Origin of the sequence: Bradyrhizobium quebecense (genome assembly GCF_013373795.3) — a bacterium.
GTDB lineage: Bacteria > Pseudomonadota > Alphaproteobacteria > Rhizobiales > Xanthobacteraceae > Bradyrhizobium > Bradyrhizobium quebecense.
The window spans coordinates 3,284,052-3,300,045 of record NZ_CP088022.1 but is presented as its reverse complement, the minus strand read 5'-3'; the positions used below and the strand labels follow the sequence as shown (position 1 = coordinate 3,300,045).

The window sequence follows — 15,994 nt, the reverse complement described above, 5'->3', positions numbered from 1 at the left end:
ACGCGCTACTTCTTCTCGCCGATCTTGCCTTCGGTGCCGGCCTGCAGCCGCTTGATGTTCTCGCGGTGCGTATAGAACAGCAGTAGCGTCAGCACGGCGAACAGCGAGGCGAGCGCGTTGTGGCCGAACCACCACAGGAACAGCGGCGTCACGAACGCGGCGACGAGCGCCGATAGCGACGAGTAGCGCGTGGTGGTGGCGGTGCCGATCCAGATCACGGCAAAGATAAGCGCCGCGGGCCAGAACAGGCCGAGCAGCACGCCGATATAGGTCGCGACGCCCTTGCCGCCGCGGAATCTGAGCCAGACCGGGAAGAGGTGGCCGAGGAATGCGCCGAGCGCCGCCAGCATTGCCGCGTTCGGGCCGTCGATCGAGCCCGCGATGATGACGGCGACCGTGCCCTTGAGCATGTCGCCGATCAGCGTCGCCGCGGCGAGGCCCTTGTGGCCGGTGCGCAGCACGTTGGTTGCACCGATATTGCCCGAGCCGATGGTGCGCAGATCCTGCGTGCCGGCGAGCCTGGTGAGGATCATGCCGAACGGGATCGAGCCCAGGAGATAGCCGATCAGGAAGGCGGCAAGCAGCAGCGCGTCAGCAGACATCGCGGTGGTTCCCTGGACGGTCGATCCGGTCCATTCTTGGCAATCCTGTCAATGAAATATTAACCATCAATCCGCACCATGGCCTTGGAAATGAGGGAGCTTGTCATGGCTTCTGTTCGCAGGCGGCTGGAGCAGGTTTTCTTTGTGGTTTACGTCGCGGCCATCGTCGTTGGAACGACGATGGAAGCGATGTCGCAACTCGCGGTACGCTGAGTTCCACGCCAATTTAGACGTGTTCGTACACCGTCCGTCCGCCGACGATCGTCCGCGTCACGCGGCCCGAGAAGCGGGCGTCGTCGAACGGCGTATTCTTGCACAGCGATTTGAGATCGTCGCGATCGAGCACCCAGGGGGTGTCGGCGTCGATCACGATCACATCGGCGGGGGCCCCGGCGCGCAGCGTGCCGCCGGGCAGGCCGAGCAGTTCCGCCGGCCGCGTCGACATCGCCCGGATCAGCGTCTTGAACTCCATCTCGCCATTGTGGATCAGCCGCAGCGCCGCCGGCAGCATGGTCTGCAGGCCGACTGCGCCGCTTGCCGCTTCCGCGAACGGCAGCCGCTTGACCTCGACGTCCTGCGGATTGTGATCGCTCATCACGACGTCGATCAGGCCGGAGGCGAGCGCTGCGACCAGCGCCCTGCGGTCCTCCTCGGTGCGCAGCGGCGGCGCCAGCTTGAGGAAGGTGCGGTAGGGGCCGATGTCGTTCTCGTTCAGCGTCACGTGGTTGATCGAGACCGAGGCCGAGACGTTGAGGCCGTTATCGCGGGCACGCTTGAGGATTTCCAGCGACTCGATCGAGGTCAGCGAGGCCGCGTGATAGCGCCCGCCGGTCAGCGCCGCGAGCCGCATGTCGCGCTCGAGCATGATCGACTCGGCGGCGGTGGGGATCCCGGCGAGCCCGAGCCGCGTGGCGAACTCGCCCTCGTTCATCACGCCTTCGCCCACCAGATCCGGGTCCTCGGTGTGATGCACGATCAGCGCGTCGAAATCGCGAGCGTAGGTCAACGCGCGCCGCATCACCTGGGCATTGGTGACGCTGCGGTCGCCGTCGGTGAAGGCGACGGCGCCGGCGGCCTTCAACAGGCCGATCTCGGTCATCTCCAGGCCCTGCATGCCCTTGGTCAGCGCCGCCATCGGGTGGATGTTGACGATCGCGGTGTCGCGGGCGCGGCGCAGCACGAAGTCGACGGTCGCCGAATTGTCGATCACCGGCGAGGTGTCGGGCTGGCAGATGATGGTGGTGATGCCGCCGGCGGCGGCGGCCTGGCTGGCGGACGCAAAGGTCTCGCGGTGGCTGGCGCCGGGTTCACCGACGAAGGCGCGCATGTCGATCAGGCCGGGGGCCACGATCTTGCCGGCGCAATTGACGATGTCGGTGCCTTCGGGGACGCCGGCGGCGCCGATGCCGCGCTTGGCGTCACGGATCACGCCGTCCGCGATCAGGACGTCGCCCGGACCGTCGAAGTCGCGGGACGGATCGATAACGCGGGCGTTGGCGAGCAGGATGGGGCGGCGGTCAGTCAGCATGGCGTCACGCGTTCGGCAGGTTGCGGGCGAGCGCTTCGAGCACTGCCATGCGCACCGCCACACCCATTTCGACTTGTTCACGGATCAGCGACTGTGCGCCGTCGGCGACGAACGTGTCGATCTCGACACCGCGGTTCATCGGGCCGGGATGCATGACCAGCGCATCGGGCTTGGCGTAAGCGAGCTTCTTCTGGTCGAGGCCGAAATAGTGGAAATACTCCTGGCTCGAAGGCACGAAAGAACCGTTCATGCGCTCGCGCTGCAGCCGCAGCATCATCACGATGTCGGCGCCATTCAGCCCTTCGCGCATGTCGCGCGCGACCTCGACGCCCATCCGCTCGATGCCGCGCGGCAGCAATGTGGAGGGGCCCACCACGCGGACGCGGGCGCCCATGGTGTTGAGCAGGAAGATGTTGGAACGCGCCACGCGCGAATGCAGCACGTCGCCGCAGATCGCGATCGTCAGCCCCTCGAGCCGGCCCTTGTTGCGCCGGATCGTCAGCGCGTCGAGCAGCGCCTGGGTCGGGTGCTCGTGGGCGCCGTCGCCGGCATTGATCACGGAACCGTCAACCTTGCGCGCCAGCAACTCGACCGCACCGGAGGCGTGGTGGCGCACCACCAGGATATCGGGGTGCATCGCGTTCAGCGTCACCGCGGTGTCCATCAAGGTCTCGCCCTTGCGGGTCGACATCGATGACACCGACATGTTCATGACGTCGGCGCCCAGGCGTTTTCCGGCGATCTCGAACGAGGACTGGGTCCGGGTCGAGGCCTCAAAGAACAGATTGATCTGGGTGCGGCCGCGCAGACTGGCGCGTTTCTTGTCGACCTGGCGGTTGAGCTCGACATACTCCTCGGAGAGGTCGAGCAGGCCCGTGATGTCGTCAGCGGAAAGGCCCTCGATGCCCAGCAGATGCCGGTGACCGAGGACAAAAGTCGATTTTAATGATGGGGTCATTAAAGCGAGAGCTATAGGCGCGGATGGCCGGTGGGGCAAGCGCGAAGAGGGCCCGGAGGAGTTTTCCCCGAGTAAGATGGGGCTGGGTTTCTCCGCCATCATGCCCGGGCCTATTGCAAGCTGTCCGCGCCTTGCTTTTGCTGGTCTTTCCGGAACAAGACGTGGACGACCGGGCTTCGCCGGAGCGGAGGCGAGGTGATGCCTTGGACGGCCATGCAGCCGGGACAGCGGAGCGAGGACTCGTGAAAATTGCCGTGATCGCACTGCTGGCCATCGAGTTGATCTCAGGGTCGATCTCGTCTGCCTTCGCTCAGAGCCTGCCCGGCGACTTCGTGTTCCTCCGCGACATCGATCCGACCATCATCCAGGACATCCGCTACGCGACCTCCAATAATTTCATGGGGCGGCCGATCGCGGGCTACGGCGCGGCGGAATGCGTGGTGAAGCGGGAGGTGGGGCTGCGGCTCAAGGCCGTGCAGCAGGAACTGGCGCGGCAAAGCCTGTCGCTGAAAATGTTCGATTGCTACCGGCCGGCCCGCGCGGTTGCCGACATGGTGGCGTGGTCGAGGAACGGCAAGGAGACCGCCGCCGAGCGACGCTACAACCCGGCCTTCTCGAAGGCCGATCTGTTCCGCCTCGGCTATATCGCCACCCATTCCGGGCATTCGACCGGCGCCGCGGTCGATCTCACGCTGGTCGATCTTCGCGCCGACAATTCGCGCAAGTTCGATCCGGCCAAGGACTATGCCGACTGCACCGCGCCGGTCGCAGCGCGCGCCCCGGAGGGCAGCGTCGACATGGGTACCGGCTACGACTGCTCTGATGCGAAGGGCCATACTGCCTCAGGGGCGATCACGCCGGCGCAAAGGCGTTGGCGCAATACGCTGGTGGCGGCGATGGCCCGGCAGGGATTTGCCAACTATGCAAAGGAATGGTGGCACTTTTCGCTGCCGGGGGTAGGTGGGGCGGCCTATGATTTCCCGATCACACGCGCGCACTAGCGGTTGGATTTTCCTCAAATTCAAGGCATCTCGGCAACACAAAGCTTGCCATCGCTGAAGTAGCTGAATGCGCTTTCAACACTCCTTAATTGTGGCCGTCTGAAGTGCGGGCATTGCGGGAGCAGAAAACATGCGTTGGGCTGTTGTCATTGTTGCCGTCGGTGCGTTCGGCATAGCGATCTACGACCAGTACGACAAGGGCGCGAGCTATCAGCGCGTCGATGCGCGCATCAGCAGCGTCAATGACCAGTGCTATCTGGAAAAGGTCGAGCGCGGCGTCATCACCAAGACGACGTTCACGTCCGATCTGACTCGCTGCGAAACCGCCGAGCTGCTGCGGAAGGAGCATCCGAAGTGGCAGGGCTATCACGTGATGCACAAGATCGAGGTGCGCGTCGTCTATGTCTCGCCGGTCGATGGAGCCACGCACCAGTCCAGCCTGCAGATGTCCTATTTCCCCAACGGCAAGCCGCTGCGCGCCGGGGACGTGTTTCCGGTGCTGGCCTCCAAGACCAAGGCGGAGACGACACGTTCGATCTGACCGTCACCGCGGTCCGGAAGGATGGGAGTTCGACCATGCGCCTGGGGCTCTACGGCATCATCGCGATCGGCGTTGCGGGGTTCTATATCTACGGCGAGCTCGACAAGCGGGTGAACTTCCGGCCGATCGACGCGCGCGTCAGCAGCGTCAAGGAGCAATGCTATATGGAGAAGACCGAGGACAATCGGAGCTCGACCTCGGATCTGTTGCCGTGCGAGCTTGTCGAGCTTCTGGCACGTCACCATCCGAAATGGCAGGGCGCCGACATCAAGCACAAGATCGAGATCCGGTTTGCCTATATCTCTCCGGTGGACGGTGCTGCGCATGAATCGAACCTGCAATTGGCTGAATATCCCGATAACCGGCAACTGAACAACGGTGACATCTTTCCGGTCCAGGCGTCCAGGAGGGAGGCGAACCGGACCCGCGCCAGTGACTGGGTCGACCGCTGGCTCGGCCGCCATGCGCCGAAGCATGGAAGCATCTAGCGGACGTGTACTTTTCGCTGCCCCGCGCCGGCTCGCAGGCTTATGATCCGCCGATTCCAGTTACGGCGCTGCCGCCGCCAAAGACCGTTGTCCGGGCATCGCGCGCAGAGCGACCAATCGCCGGGGAGACCATGACGCAGGCTCCGTTCGCCACCCACGACGTCCTCAACCAGTCGCCGCCCTTTGAGGACATCGACCTCTTCACGGCGGACGCGCCACTCGTCGCGGCCGTCGTCGCCAACGGCGGGGCGGCAGCCAGCGCAAAGCTGTCGGATTTCGGCAAGCATTGGGGATCGGCCGTCATGGCGGAGCGCGGCCGGGTCGCCAACGAGAACACGCCGAAACTGCGAACGTTCGATGCCAGGGGCAATCGCCGCGACGAGGTCGAGTTTCATCCGGCCTATCACGAGCTGATGGCGCACTCGGCCCATGCCGGCATGCACAACTCGACCTGGACCGCCGACGGCAAGCCGGCTGGCGGGGCGGCCGAGGTGGTGCGCGCGGCGAGGTTCTATATCGCGTCCCAGGTCGAGACCGGTCATCTCTGCCCGATCACGATGACGCGCGCCTCGGTCGCGGCGCTGGCCTCGCAGCCGGACATTCTGGCGAAGACGATGCCGGTCATCTCAACGCGCGCCTATGACCCGGGCTTTGCGCCGTGGTGGACCAAGCGCGGCATGACGCTCGGCATGGGCATGACGGAAAAGCAGGGCGGCACCGATGTGCGCGCCAACATGACGCGCGCCGCGCGCGACGGCGGTGCCTGGCGCATCACCGGGCACAAATGGTTCATGTCGGCGCCGATGTGCGACGCCTTCCTGGTGCTGGCGCAGACGAGCGGTGGCCTGAGCTGCTTCTTCATGCCGCGCTTTGCGCCCGACGGCACCGTCAATGCGATCCACTTCCAGCGGCTGAAGGACAAGCTCGGCAACCGCTCCAATGCCTCGTCGGAGGTCGAATTCCACGGCGCCCATGCCGAATTGATCGGCGAGGAGGGCAAGGGCATCCGCACCATCATCCAGATGGTGCAGTTGACGCGGCAGGATTGTGCGATCGCCTCCACCGGCCTGATGCGCTCGGGGCTGGCGCACGCGCTCAATCACGCGCGGCATCGCAGCGTGTTCCAGAAACATCTCGCCGACCAGCCGCTGATGCAGGCGGTGCTCTCGGACATGGCATTGCATGTCGAGGCGTCGATCGCGCTGGTGATGCGGCTCTGCCGCGCCTTCGATCGCGCGCCCATCGATGCAGGCGAGGCCGCCTATATGCGGCTGCTGACGCCGGCGATCAAATACTGGACCTGCAAGAGCGCACCCGGCTTCCTCTATGAGGCGATGGAGTGCCTCGGCGGCAATGGCTATGTCGAGGAGGGCATTCTGGCGCGCCATTACCGGGAGTCGCCGGTCAACGCGATCTGGGAAGGCTCAGGCAACGTGATGTGCCTCGACGTGTTGCGCGCGCTCGGCCGCGAGGCCGATGCCGCGCTCGCTGTGCTGCGTGCGCTCGCCGACGAGACCAGGGGCCTGCCGGGCACCGCCGAGGCTATTGCGTCGATCGGACAATCGTTCCGCCGCCCGGACAGCGAGCGCATCGCACGGCTTGCAGTCGAGAAGCTGGCGCTCTTGGCTGCCACCGCGGCGCTCAACCAGGTCTCGCCGAAAAATGCCGAACTGTTCGCGGCGACACGGCTTGCCGAACGCCACGCCGGCATGTACGGCGCTGTGGACCTCTCCGATGCCGATCAGCGCGCGCTGCTGGCGCGGGCGCTGCCATGAAGGTTATCTGATGGACGCACTCAATCCCGATACTCCGCCGACCACCATCGAACCGCCGCCACGTCCCCCTCGGGTGTGGAGGTTCTGGGGCACCTCGCTGTGGGGCCTTCTGATCTTCGCCGCGATGTTCCTCGGCCAGGTTGCCGTGATCGTCTACCGCATCATTGCGCAGGGCGGCGAACTGTCGGCGGCCGGCATCACCCATGTGGTCGCCGACGGTCTGACGATCTCGCTCTCGGTCCTCGCGGGCCTGCCGATGGTGCTGCTGGTGCTGTGGTTCGCGATCCGCCGCACCGGGATCCCCTTTGCCGATTACCTCGGGCTGCGCGGGACGTCGTGGAAGAACGTGATCATCGGCGTCGTCGCGCTGATCGTGCTGGTCGGGGCCTGGGACATGGTGTCCCGCGCCGCCGGCCGCGAGGTGACGCCGGGCTTCATGGGCGACGTGCTGAAATCGGCGCAGGAGCACAGCGCGCTGTGGCTTCTGGTGATCGCTTTTGCCGTGGCTGCGCCGCTCTGGGAGGAGCTGTTCGCGCGTGGTTGGCTCTATCGCGGGTGGTCGGAATCCAGGCTCGGCCCCTATGGCGCGATCCTGCTGTCGTCGATCGTCTGGACCGTGATGCACCTGCAGTACGACTGGTTCTTCCTCTGTGAGGTGCTGTCGATCGGGTTCTTGTTCGGTTATTTGCGCTTCCGCACCGGTTCGACTTGGCTCACCATCCTGCTGCACGGGCTGAACAATTTTGCGGCGACGCTCCAGACCTGGTGGCTGGCGGGGTGATCGGTCAGGATAGCAGTGACGGTTTGCCGGGGCGCTCAGCGTACAACTCGGCCGTCCATTCCATCAGACACTGCTCCGCATAGCGCAGGCCTTTGGTGGTCCGCTCGAGGCAGTCCTGCCCAACATCGCTGTCGGGACCACGCGAAATGGCCTCGGCTATGTACAATCCAGCCATTGAAACACCCTTGCGGATCTCTTCCAGTGCCAGGATGCAGTCACGCCGCCGAGCCCGGGCTTCACTGGTCGTGGGCTTCGCTTCCTGCGCAAGCGTTAGTTGGGAAATTACTCTCAGGCCCAACCAACTGAAGATGCCGCACAGCTGCCTTACGCGTTCGGGCGCACTACCGTCGAAGCCCTTGACGTTCCTCATAAGCTGCACTTTTCGGCTGACAAGCTCGGCAAGCGCCGTCTTCACGGCGCGCGCACCCGTCTCAGTGAAGGTGTAACTGCTTGCCAGGTGCGCCATGGGCAAGTCGTCGACCGCGATCCGTTGTGTCCAGTCTGCGCGTTCCATCTGCGACCACAACACATCATTGTGGCTCCCCACCGATGTGATCATCGCGCTACCGGGGCGTGCCGCCGCGCCTTCATTTACGGACAGATCGCCGGGCGAAAGAGTCGCGAGCCAGAGGCAAAGCTGACGGTTGTCGAAGGCGGACGAACTCGAAGTGTTGTTCATGCGTGCGGCCCGCTGGTTGCATGAGAAAGCGCGTATGAGCTTAGCAAGCCGGGCTTGAAGCGACGGTAAAGGCAAAAAGTAGATTTGCGCATTTACCGCGAACGTCGCATTCTGGCGCGAAGCCGACGTGTGCTCACGCCCGGCCTGACGCTGCCACGAGTGGGCAGAGCAGCGTGATGATCCCGTGAACGCTCGCCAAAAGCCCAACCGCGTCAATCACGATCGGCATCGTGATGGTCGCCGGAATCGTCTGCAGCGCGATGATCCCGGAACAAGCACTGGTGCGTCGCCGCCCATCGGATGCTTGACGAAGGGGATGCCAGTGCCCCCCTCGAGTGCTATGATGTGCATCAATGAACGAGCGCGGGCCGGACCGAAACCAGGCAGCGGCGGCTGCCGTCGTGCGAGCTCTTCTTATGGCTATTTTGATCCGAACTCTGTTGGCCAGCGTCGTCGCGCTGGCGTCGCTCGGTGCCATCACGCAGCAGGTGCGCGACCAGGGCGCCACGGACACCGAAATCCGCATCGGCAATCTGATGCCGTACAGCGGCGCGCTCGAGATTTTTGGCCAGATCGGCAAGGCGGAAGCCGCCTATTTCGAGATGATCAACGAACGCGGCGGCATCGGCGGCCGCAAGATCCGTTTCATGTCCTATGACGATCTGTCGGATGTTTCCAACGCCATGGACCTCACGCGCATTCTCGTCGAGACCGACAATGTGCTCTTGATGTTCGGTTCGTTCGGCACGCCGGAGAATCTCGCCGTGCGGAAGTATCTCAACGAACGGCAGGTCCCCCAGCTTTTTGTTGCCTCCGGCGATCAGGACCTCAGCGAGCCCGCGGTCTATCCGTGGACCATGGGCTGGCAGCCCTCATACCGCGAGGAGGGGCGCATCTATGCCAACTACATCCAGGCTTTCTATCCCGGAAAGAAGATCGTGGCGCTTTGGGAGAATGATCAGTTCGGCCGGGAATTGTTCAAGGGATTGGTGCAAGGCTTGGGTGACGTCGCCCACAACATCAGGATCGACATCGCCTATGATGTCGACGATCAGCATCTGGACGGCCACATATCGATCCTGAAGCAGTCGGGGGCCGAGGTCTTTGTGTTTGCCGGGGTGCCGGAAAATGCCTCGAAGGTGATCCGGGCCGCGGCCGAGCACGGCTGGCGGCCGGTGTTCGTCGTGAACCAGATGGCGTCATCGATCGAGACGGTGCTCAAGCCGGCCGGCACGGAGAATGCGACCGGCGTCATCACCGCCGCCTTCCTGAAGGATGCGAGCGATCCGGCCTGGAGGGAAGATCAGGGCGCCTGGCGCAGCTTCCTTGACAAGTTTACGAAAGCCGGCGGCAAGGACGACGCTGCCGCAGTCTACGGCTATGCCGCCGCCGAAACGATGGTCCAGGTGCTCAGGCAATGCGGCAACGATCTGTCACGCGAAAACGTCATGAAGCAGGCTGCGGCGCTCAGGGATTATCAGGCATCCGCCTTGCTCCCCGGCATCAAGATCAACACCGCGCAGTTCCGACCGGTGGAGCAGTTGCGGTTGCTGCAGTTTGATGGCCGCAGCTGGCAGCCGATCGGTGAGGTGCTTGATACGGCGTTCACCGGTTCGTCCGGAAAATAGCGACGATCAGCGCAACGAGCCGGCCAGCGCAAGCGCATGCCGCGTGCTACGGCCCAACGGCGGCGATCACGATCGGCATCGTGATCGCGGCCAAAATCGTCTGCAGTGTGATGATCTGGGCGAGCAGCGGCGCGTCGCCGCCCATCTGGCGCGCCAGCACATAGGCTGACGGCGAGGTCGGCACCGCGGCGCAGGCCGCGACGATGGCGAGGTTGGCGCCGGTGACGCCGAACCACACCGCGAGCGCGACGGTCAGGACGGGCATTGCGACCAGCTTCAGGACCAGCGCGATACTGGCGGCGAGGCTGGGGCGGAAGATGCCTTCCAGATGCAGTCCGGCGCCGGTCACGAGCAGGCCGATCGCGAGCGACGAGCCGCCGAGCGCGTCGGCGACGTCGTGCCAGATTTTCGGCAGCGGGACATGCGTGACGTTGATGGCGAGCCCGATGACGCAGGCCCAGATGAGCGGGTTCTTCACCACGGTCATCACGATCGCGCCGGCGGACCGCTTCCCGGATGAGGCATATTTCGCCAGCACGGCGACGCTGAAGACGTTGACCAGCGGGATGATCGCGACCATCGCCACCGAGGCCAGCGCAAGTCCGACCTTGCCATAAAGATTGCCCGACACCGACAGCGCGACATAGGTCTGCCAGCGGGTGGCGCCCTGGAAGATGGAGGAGAAGGCGGGGCCGTCGACCCCGGCGCGGACGAGCGGGGCCCGCAGCGCAAGACACAGCAGGCACATCACGAGCGCGGCGAGCAGCAGCGCGCCGCCGACGCCGGCGACCGGCACCTTGGTCAGATCGGCCTTGACCAGCGTCTGTACCAAAAGCACCGGGAACAGCACGTAGTAAGTGAGCTGCTCCAGCCCATGCCATTGGGTGTCGAGCCGCATCAGCGTGCGTCTCAGGACGAAACCGAGCACGATCAGCAAAAACACCGGCAACAGCGCCGCGATCACCACGGCCATCGTCAGCGGTCTCTGCGCAGCTTCGCCAGCCGGTCCAGCGCGCCCTGCAGGATGAAGATCGCGGCGTGCTCGTCGATCACCTCGGCGCGGCGGGCGCGGCTGACGTCCATCCCGATCAGCTCGCGTTCGACGGCCGCGGTCGACAGCCGTTCGTCCCACAGCCCGATCGCAAGCGCAGTGAGGCCTGCGAGGTTGCGGGCAAAGGCCCGGGTCGATTGCGCGCGCGGGCCTTCGCTGCCGTCCATGTTGATCGGCAGGCCCAGCACAAAGCCGACAGCGTTGCGCTCGGCTGCGATCGTGAACAGCCGTGCGGCGTCGGCCTTGAACTGCTTGCGATGGATGGTCTCGACGCCGGTCGCGAGCCGCCGGTCCGGATCGGAGACGGCAACGCCGATGGTCTTGGTGCCGAGGTCGAGGCCAACCAGCGCGCCGCGGTCAGGCCAGTGCGGCGCGGCTTCGATCAGGGGAAGGATGGGGGCGGGCATGGCGCTAGCGCTTAGCACGCACCTGCGCGCCGAGGCAAAGCTCTTGCTTCACCTCTCCCCATTGGGGAGAGGTCGAATTGCGAAGCAATTCAGGTGAGGGGCTGCGCTCCATCGAGGGACCGTAACCCCTCACCCGGCGCGATGCGCCGACCTCTCCCGATGGGAGAGGTAAGATTGAAGTCGCCTCACGCGGCGATGATCCGATCGTCGCCGCCAAGGCACGCGGTCAGTCCCTGCAACGCGCTGGATTGGTGCGTGGCGCGGCGCTGGATGAACAGCGTCTCGACATGCGCGTGCTGCGGACTAAGCTTGTGGATCTTGACGTCGCGCTGGACGTGGTCGCGCTCGACCACCGCGCGCGGCAGGAGCGTCACGCCCATGTCGGCGGCGACGCAGCCGACCATGCCGTCGAGCGTGCCGAGCTCGAAGCGGGCGGCGGACGGCCAGCCGAACTCGGTGAACACCTGTTCGAGGCGTTGCCGGTAGGTGCAGCCGGTGCGGAACACGAGCGCAGTCGGGCCCGACTCCGGCGTGCCGGCGCGCAAGGCGGCGAGCGATTTCCAACGCTGCGCGGTGACGAGCACCAGCTCCTCGGTGAAGGCTGATGTCGCTGACAGTTCGGCGTGCTCGATCGGGCCGGCGACAAAGGCGCCATCGAGCGAGCCGTCGAGCACGGCGGCCACGAGGTCGGCGGTCGGCGCGGTGCGCAAGGTCAGGCGCACCGCCGGATAGCGGCGATGAAATTCGGCAAGCAGCGTCGGCAGCCGCACCGCGGCGGTGGTCTCCATCGAGCCGATCGACAGCGGCCCCTTCGGCTCGCCATCGTCGCGCGCGGCGAGCACCGCTTCGCGCGACAACGCCGCCATGCGCTGCGCATAGGGCAACAGGCGGCGGCCGGCGCCGGTCAACGACATGCCGCGGCTGTGCCGCTCGAACAGCGCGGTGCCGATCTCGGCCTCCAGCGCCTTGATGCGCTGGGTGACGTTGGACTGCACGGTGTTCAGCTCGTCGGCGGCCCGGGTGATGCCGCCGAGCCGGGCGACCGTGGAAAAGGTGAGCAGGTCGGTCAATTCCATCTGGGACCACCGTTTCATTTTAGAGATCGTAGCGTTCTCTAGTATTCATTTTCCGAGAATGTTAGGCCCGCTTAGGCTGCGAGTCCAGAACAGCAAGCCAGAACAGGGAGCAACGCATGCCGATCGGCACCGAATTGACGGCTCGTCTGGGGATCGCGCATCCGATCCTGCTGGCGCCGATGGCGATGATCACGGCAAGCCGGCTGGTGATGGCGGTGAGCGACGCGGGCGGCCTCGGCATTCTGGGTGGCGGCTATGGAGATCGGGCGTGGCTCGAAGCGGAGACGGCGGTACTCAGGAAATATCACCGCCCGTTCGGGATCGGTTTCATCACCTGGAGCCTCGCCAGGCAGCCCGAGCTGATCGATATCGCACTGGAGGCGCGGCCGCGCGCGGTGATGCTGTCATTCGGCGATCCGGCACCGTTCGCGCCCGCGATCAAGGCCGCAGGCGCGCTTCTGATCTGCCAGGTGCAAAGTGAGGACATGGCGCAGCAAGCCCTCGATTGCGGCGCCGACATCCTGATTGCGCAGGGCACGGAGGCGGGCGGTCACGGCGCCTCGCGCACCACGCTCGACATCGTGCCTGCGATCGCCGATTTCGCGGCAGGGCGCGTCCCCGTCGTCGCAGCCGGCGGCATCGCGGACGGCCGCGGCCTCGCGGCGATGATGATGCTCGGTGCATCCGGCGTGCTGATGGGAACGCGCTTCTATGCCAGCGTCGAGGCCGATGCGCCCGAGCGGGCGAAGCAGCTGATCTGCGCCGCCAAGAGCGGCGAGACGGTGCGCGGCGTGGTGATGGACTGGTCGCGCAAGCTGATGTGGCCGGCGCCGTTCACCGCGCGCTCGCTCTCCAACGATCATCTGCGGCGCTGGAGCGGCCGCGAGATCGAGCTGATGCAGCGCGCGGACGAGATCGCGGTGGAATACGCCGCCGCGCGGGCCGCGGCCAATTTCGATGTTGCCGCGGCGTTCGCCGGCGAGTCCGTCGGGCTGATCCATGATATCGTTCCCGCGGCCGAGATCGTCGGCCGTATCGTCGCCGAGGCCGAGCAGACCTTGCAGGGCCGGCGCAATTCGCTTTCCTCTTTGTCCTGAACAAGCGCGAGACAGACCATGTGGCCGGACCGTCGATTGATCGATCGTTTCAAAACCGAATTCCCGATCGTGCTGGCGCCGATGGCCGGCGTGATGGATGCGGAGCTAGTGATCGCGGTGGCGCAGGGCGGCGGGCTTGGCTCGCTGCCATGTGCGATGCTCTCGGCCGAGAAGGCGCGTGAGCAGGTCAACATCATCCGCCAGCGCGTGTCTACGCCGGTCAACCTCAACTTCTTCTGCCACAAGGCAGTCGACGCCGATCCGGCGCGCGAGGCGCAATGGCGGCAGCGGCTCGGGCCCTACTATCGCGAACACGGCCTCGATCCGGATGAGCCGATCAACGCGGCGAACCGCGCGCCATTCGACGCGGCATTCTGCGCCGTCGTCGAGGAGCTGAAGCCCGAGGTCGTTAGCTTCCATTTCGGCCTGCCGGAGCCAAAACTGTTGCAGCGGGTGAAGGCCGCGGGCGCGATCGTGATGTCGTCGGCGACAACAGTGAAGGAGGCGATCTGGCTCGAGGAGAACGGTGCCGACGTCGTCATCGCGCAAGGCGCCGACGCCGGCGGCCATCGCGCCATGTTCCTGACCGATGATATCGCCGAGCAGCCCGGCACGTTCTCGCTGCTGCCGCAGGTGGTGGATGCGGTGAAGGTGCCGGTCGTCGCGGCCGGTGGCATCGCGGACGGTCGCGGGATCGCCGCGGCCTTTGCGCTCGGCGCATCCGCTGTGCAGATCGGCACCGCGTTCCTGCGCTGCCCGGAATCCAAGGTCAGCGCGGCGGGCCGCGTGGCGCTGGCGCAGGCGAGCGATGAATCGACCGTGATCACCAATGTGATGACCGGCCGCCCGGCGCGCGGCGTCGCCAACCGCGTGATGCGCGAGGTCGGTCCGATTTCGCCGGACGCGCCGGCGTTCCCGCACGCGGCGACCGCCCTCGGGCCGCTGAAGGTGGCTGCCGAAAAACAGGGCAAGGTCGATTTCACCAACCTCTGGGCCGGGCAGGCGGTGCGAATGGGCAAGGAGATGCCGGCCGCCGAGCTGACCCGCGCGCTGGCCGGCGCCGCACTGGCGCGGATGGGCAAGATGGCGGGCTGATTTCACCTCCGCCAGCGCAATTTCGGTGTATGCCCCGGACTTCCGCCTCCGATATCCGGTTATCGAGAGACGGCAGTTCAATTGGCGCAGGAGCACCACGGCATGATCACCTGTTATCTGCGATACGAAGTCCGCGCGGACAAGCTCGCCGAATTCGAGGCCTATGGTGCGATGTGGCTGGAACTGGTGCCGCGGTTTGGCGGCACTCATCACGGCTATTTCCTGCCTTCCGAGGGAGCAAGCGACGTCGCGTTGGCGATCTTCAGCTTTCCGAGCCTTGCGGCCTACGAACAGTACCGCAAGGACTCAGCGCTCGATCCGGACGTTCAGAAGGCCATCGCCTTCGCGAGGGAGACGCGCTGCTTCGTCCGCTATGAGCGGTCGTTCTTTCGGCCATTGCTGCCGATGCCGGCCTAGCCGACCGTGGCAGGCCGGATCGCTCTGTCTCAGGCCTGACGCGCGGGCTCGCTCTGGTTGATCTCCAGGTGCTCGGTCGCGAGCCTGCGATAATGCGCGGCCATTTCCTTGTAATGTTGCCGGGAGATCGGATCCGCGGCGCTTTCGGCGCGGCGCTCGAACATCTCGGCCTTTTCCTGCAGAGCTTTTGCCTGGGACATGGCCATCGTTCGCCTCGCTCAGACCAGACAGGCCACGTAAAGGATCGCGATCCCCAGCACCGTGCCGATCGACCACAGGGCGGGATCCCAGCCCTCCGATCGGGGGCGGCTTTCCAGCGTTTGCATGACGCACTCCGAACTTTTCTATTTGGAGGGAGTAGGCGCCCTGAATGTTTCGCCACCACTTCGTGGCAGCCGCAAAGTGGTTTCGTCGCAGGCTTTTGCGGCCCGAATGCGCGCCAGAATGTCTCGCCCGGGTGCCCGGCAGGTGCCGAAGCCCCGGGGCTGAGGGATTCGCGCGGTTGCGGCGCAAAACCGGCCTCTGCTATACGGCGGGCTGACCTTTCAGCCCCGAGGCCCCATATAATGTCCGTCGACGCCACAACCGTCCGCCGCATCGCGCATCTGGCGCGGATTGCGGTCAGCGACGCGGAAGTTCCCCATCTCCAGGGCGAGCTGAACGCGATGCTGGCCTTTGTCGAGCAGCTGTCGGAGGTGAATATCGACGGCGTCGAGCCGATGACCTCGGTGACGCCGATGGAGATGAAGAAGCGCGCCGACGTGGTCAATGACGGCGAGATTGCCGACGACATCGTCCGCAATGCGCCCGATACGACCAACCACTTCTTCCTGGTGCCGAAGGTGGTCGAGTAGTTCTCTGTTCTGGGAC

General features: G+C 65.3%; 18 protein-coding genes. 10 read left to right on the top strand and 8 right to left on the bottom strand.

Annotated elements, in window-relative coordinates; translation table 11 throughout:
- Nucleotides 1-5: 5 nt before the first annotated feature.
- The 3 genes from plsY to HU230_RS15935 form a co-directional block, all read right to left on the bottom strand.
- On the bottom strand, nt 6-602 hold the full coding sequence (plsY, locus tag HU230_RS15945) for a glycerol-3-phosphate 1-O-acyltransferase PlsY (RefSeq protein WP_176530868.1): 597 nt from the start codon (nt 600-602) through the stop codon (nt 6-8).
- A 226-nt stretch (nt 603-828) separates the two neighbouring features.
- The gene (locus HU230_RS15940) at nt 829-2,130 is read right to left on the bottom strand and encodes a dihydroorotase (protein WP_176530869.1); all 1,302 of its coding nucleotides are present in this window, start codon (nt 2,128-2,130) and stop codon (nt 829-831) included.
- 4 nt (nt 2,131-2,134) lie between these two features.
- Nucleotides 2,135-3,088 carry an aspartate carbamoyltransferase catalytic subunit gene (locus HU230_RS15935; protein ID WP_173642499.1) on the bottom strand — a complete coding sequence of 318 codons (954 nt, stop codon included), beginning with the start codon at nt 3,086-3,088 and terminating at the stop codon, nt 2,135-2,137.
- A 242-nt stretch (nt 3,089-3,330) separates the two neighbouring features.
- On the opposite strand from HU230_RS15935, the gene HU230_RS15930 reads away from it, so the two are divergent.
- The 5 genes from HU230_RS15930 to HU230_RS15910 all read left to right on the top strand — a co-directional run bounded on the left by HU230_RS15930 (nt 3,331) and on the right by HU230_RS15910 (nt 7,674).
- A complete protein-coding gene (locus HU230_RS15930; protein ID WP_420840871.1) occupies nt 3,331-4,089 on the top strand; it encodes a M15 family metallopeptidase in 759 nt (252 codons plus the stop codon).
- Nucleotides 4,090-4,219: 130 nt separating this feature from the next.
- A complete protein-coding gene (locus tag HU230_RS15925; RefSeq protein WP_176530870.1) occupies nt 4,220-4,630 on the top strand; it encodes a hypothetical protein in 411 nt (136 codons plus the stop codon).
- A gap of 35 nt (nt 4,631-4,665) precedes the next feature.
- A complete protein-coding gene (locus HU230_RS15920) occupies nt 4,666-5,118 on the top strand; it encodes a hypothetical protein (RefSeq protein WP_176530871.1) in 453 nt (150 codons plus the stop codon).
- A 131-nt stretch (nt 5,119-5,249) separates the two neighbouring features.
- Entirely contained in the window at nt 5,250-6,893 is a 1,644-nt protein-coding gene (locus HU230_RS15915; protein WP_176530872.1) for an acyl-CoA dehydrogenase family protein, read from the top strand.
- A 10-nt stretch (nt 6,894-6,903) separates the two neighbouring features.
- Entirely contained in the window at nt 6,904-7,674 is a 771-nt protein-coding gene (locus tag HU230_RS15910; protein ID WP_176530873.1) for a CPBP family intramembrane glutamic endopeptidase, read from the top strand.
- 4 nt (nt 7,675-7,678) lie between these two features.
- Here HU230_RS15910 and HU230_RS15905 read toward each other — a convergent pair whose 3' ends face one another.
- Nucleotides 7,679-8,353 (bottom strand): hypothetical protein, encoded by a 675-nt coding sequence (locus HU230_RS15905; protein ID WP_176530874.1) that lies wholly within the window; start codon nt 8,351-8,353, stop codon nt 7,679-7,681.
- Nucleotides 8,354-8,769: 416 nt separating this feature from the next.
- Between HU230_RS15905 and HU230_RS15900 the strand changes: the two genes are divergently transcribed.
- A complete protein-coding gene (locus tag HU230_RS15900) occupies nt 8,770-9,981 on the top strand; it encodes an ABC transporter substrate-binding protein (protein ID WP_176530875.1) in 1,212 nt (403 codons plus the stop codon).
- Between the two features lie 46 nt (nt 9,982-10,027).
- On the opposite strand, the gene HU230_RS15895 is transcribed toward HU230_RS15900, so the two are convergent.
- The 3 genes from HU230_RS15895 to HU230_RS15885 form a co-directional block, all read right to left on the bottom strand.
- Nucleotides 10,028-10,954, bottom strand: coding sequence for an AEC family transporter (locus HU230_RS15895; protein WP_176530876.1), 927 nt, complete (start codon nt 10,952-10,954; stop codon nt 10,028-10,030).
- 2 nt (nt 10,955-10,956) lie between these two features.
- Entirely contained in the window at nt 10,957-11,439 is a 483-nt protein-coding gene (gene ruvX, locus HU230_RS15890) for a Holliday junction resolvase RuvX (RefSeq protein ID WP_176530877.1), read from the bottom strand.
- A gap of 185 nt (nt 11,440-11,624) precedes the next feature.
- On the bottom strand, nt 11,625-12,515 hold the full coding sequence (locus tag HU230_RS15885) for a LysR family transcriptional regulator (protein WP_176534999.1): 891 nt from the start codon (nt 12,513-12,515) through the stop codon (nt 11,625-11,627).
- A 116-nt stretch (nt 12,516-12,631) separates the two neighbouring features.
- On the opposite strand from HU230_RS15885, the gene HU230_RS15880 reads away from it, so the two are divergent.
- From HU230_RS15880 to HU230_RS15870, 3 genes are all read left to right on the top strand, one after another.
- Nucleotides 12,632-13,612, top strand: a complete 981-nt coding sequence (locus HU230_RS15880) for an NAD(P)H-dependent flavin oxidoreductase (protein WP_176530878.1) — start codon at nt 12,632-12,634, stop codon at nt 13,610-13,612.
- A gap of 18 nt (nt 13,613-13,630) precedes the next feature.
- Complete coding sequence (locus HU230_RS15875) at nt 13,631-14,707, top strand: NAD(P)H-dependent flavin oxidoreductase (protein ID WP_176530879.1); 1,077 nt, start codon at nt 13,631-13,633, stop codon at nt 14,705-14,707.
- A gap of 102 nt (nt 14,708-14,809) precedes the next feature.
- Nucleotides 14,810-15,124 carry an NIPSNAP family protein gene (locus tag HU230_RS15870; protein ID WP_176530880.1) on the top strand — a complete coding sequence of 105 codons (315 nt, stop codon included), beginning with the start codon at nt 14,810-14,812 and terminating at the stop codon, nt 15,122-15,124.
- Between the two features lie 29 nt (nt 15,125-15,153).
- Here the strand turns inward: HU230_RS15870 and HU230_RS15865 are convergent, their stop codons facing one another.
- Nucleotides 15,154-15,330, bottom strand: coding sequence for a hypothetical protein (locus tag HU230_RS15865; RefSeq protein WP_176530881.1), 177 nt, complete (start codon nt 15,328-15,330; stop codon nt 15,154-15,156).
- A 360-nt stretch (nt 15,331-15,690) separates the two neighbouring features.
- On the opposite strand from HU230_RS15865, the gene gatC reads away from it, so the two are divergent.
- Nucleotides 15,691-15,978 (top strand): Asp-tRNA(Asn)/Glu-tRNA(Gln) amidotransferase subunit GatC, encoded by a 288-nt coding sequence (gene gatC, locus HU230_RS15860; protein WP_092114784.1) that lies wholly within the window; start codon nt 15,691-15,693, stop codon nt 15,976-15,978.
- Nucleotides 15,979-15,994: the final 16 nt, after the last annotated feature.

Excerpts from the sequence above, each read along its gene's own strand:
- HU230_RS15905 (WP_176530874.1), bottom strand. The coding sequence starts at position 8,353 with ATGAACAACACTTCGAGTTCGTCCGCCTTCGACAACCGTCAGCTTTGC.
- HU230_RS15875 (WP_176530879.1), top strand. The coding sequence starts at position 13,631 with ATGTGGCCGGACCGTCGATTGATCGATCGTTTCAAAACCGAATTCCCG.
- HU230_RS15925 (WP_176530870.1), top strand. The coding sequence starts at position 4,220 with ATGCGTTGGGCTGTTGTCATTGTTGCCGTCGGTGCGTTCGGCATAGCG.
- HU230_RS15870 (WP_176530880.1), top strand. The coding sequence starts at position 14,810 with ATGATCACCTGTTATCTGCGATACGAAGTCCGCGCGGACAAGCTCGCC.
- HU230_RS15900 (WP_176530875.1), top strand. The coding sequence starts at position 8,770 with ATGGCTATTTTGATCCGAACTCTGTTGGCCAGCGTCGTCGCGCTGGCG.
- HU230_RS15865 (WP_176530881.1), bottom strand. The coding sequence starts at position 15,330 with ATGGCCATGTCCCAGGCAAAAGCTCTGCAGGAAAAGGCCGAGATGTTC.
- HU230_RS15915 (WP_176530872.1), top strand. The coding sequence starts at position 5,250 with ATGACGCAGGCTCCGTTCGCCACCCACGACGTCCTCAACCAGTCGCCG.
- plsY (WP_176530868.1), bottom strand. The coding sequence starts at position 602 with ATGTCTGCTGACGCGCTGCTGCTTGCCGCCTTCCTGATCGGCTATCTC.
- HU230_RS15895 (WP_176530876.1), bottom strand. The coding sequence starts at position 10,954 with ATGGCCGTGGTGATCGCGGCGCTGTTGCCGGTGTTTTTGCTGATCGTG.
- HU230_RS15940 (WP_176530869.1), bottom strand. The coding sequence starts at position 2,130 with ATGCTGACTGACCGCCGCCCCATCCTGCTCGCCAACGCCCGCGTTATC.
- HU230_RS15880 (WP_176530878.1), top strand. The coding sequence starts at position 12,632 with ATGCCGATCGGCACCGAATTGACGGCTCGTCTGGGGATCGCGCATCCG.
- HU230_RS15885 (WP_176534999.1), bottom strand. The coding sequence starts at position 12,515 with ATGGAATTGACCGACCTGCTCACCTTTTCCACGGTCGCCCGGCTCGGC.
- HU230_RS15910 (WP_176530873.1), top strand. The coding sequence starts at position 6,904 with ATGGACGCACTCAATCCCGATACTCCGCCGACCACCATCGAACCGCCG.
- ruvX (WP_176530877.1), bottom strand. The coding sequence starts at position 11,439 with ATGCCCGCCCCCATCCTTCCCCTGATCGAAGCCGCGCCGCACTGGCCT.
- HU230_RS15935 (WP_173642499.1), bottom strand. The coding sequence starts at position 3,088 with ATGACCCCATCATTAAAATCGACTTTTGTCCTCGGTCACCGGCATCTG.
- gatC (WP_092114784.1), top strand. The coding sequence starts at position 15,691 with ATGTCCGTCGACGCCACAACCGTCCGCCGCATCGCGCATCTGGCGCGG.
- HU230_RS15920 (WP_176530871.1), top strand. The coding sequence starts at position 4,666 with ATGCGCCTGGGGCTCTACGGCATCATCGCGATCGGCGTTGCGGGGTTC.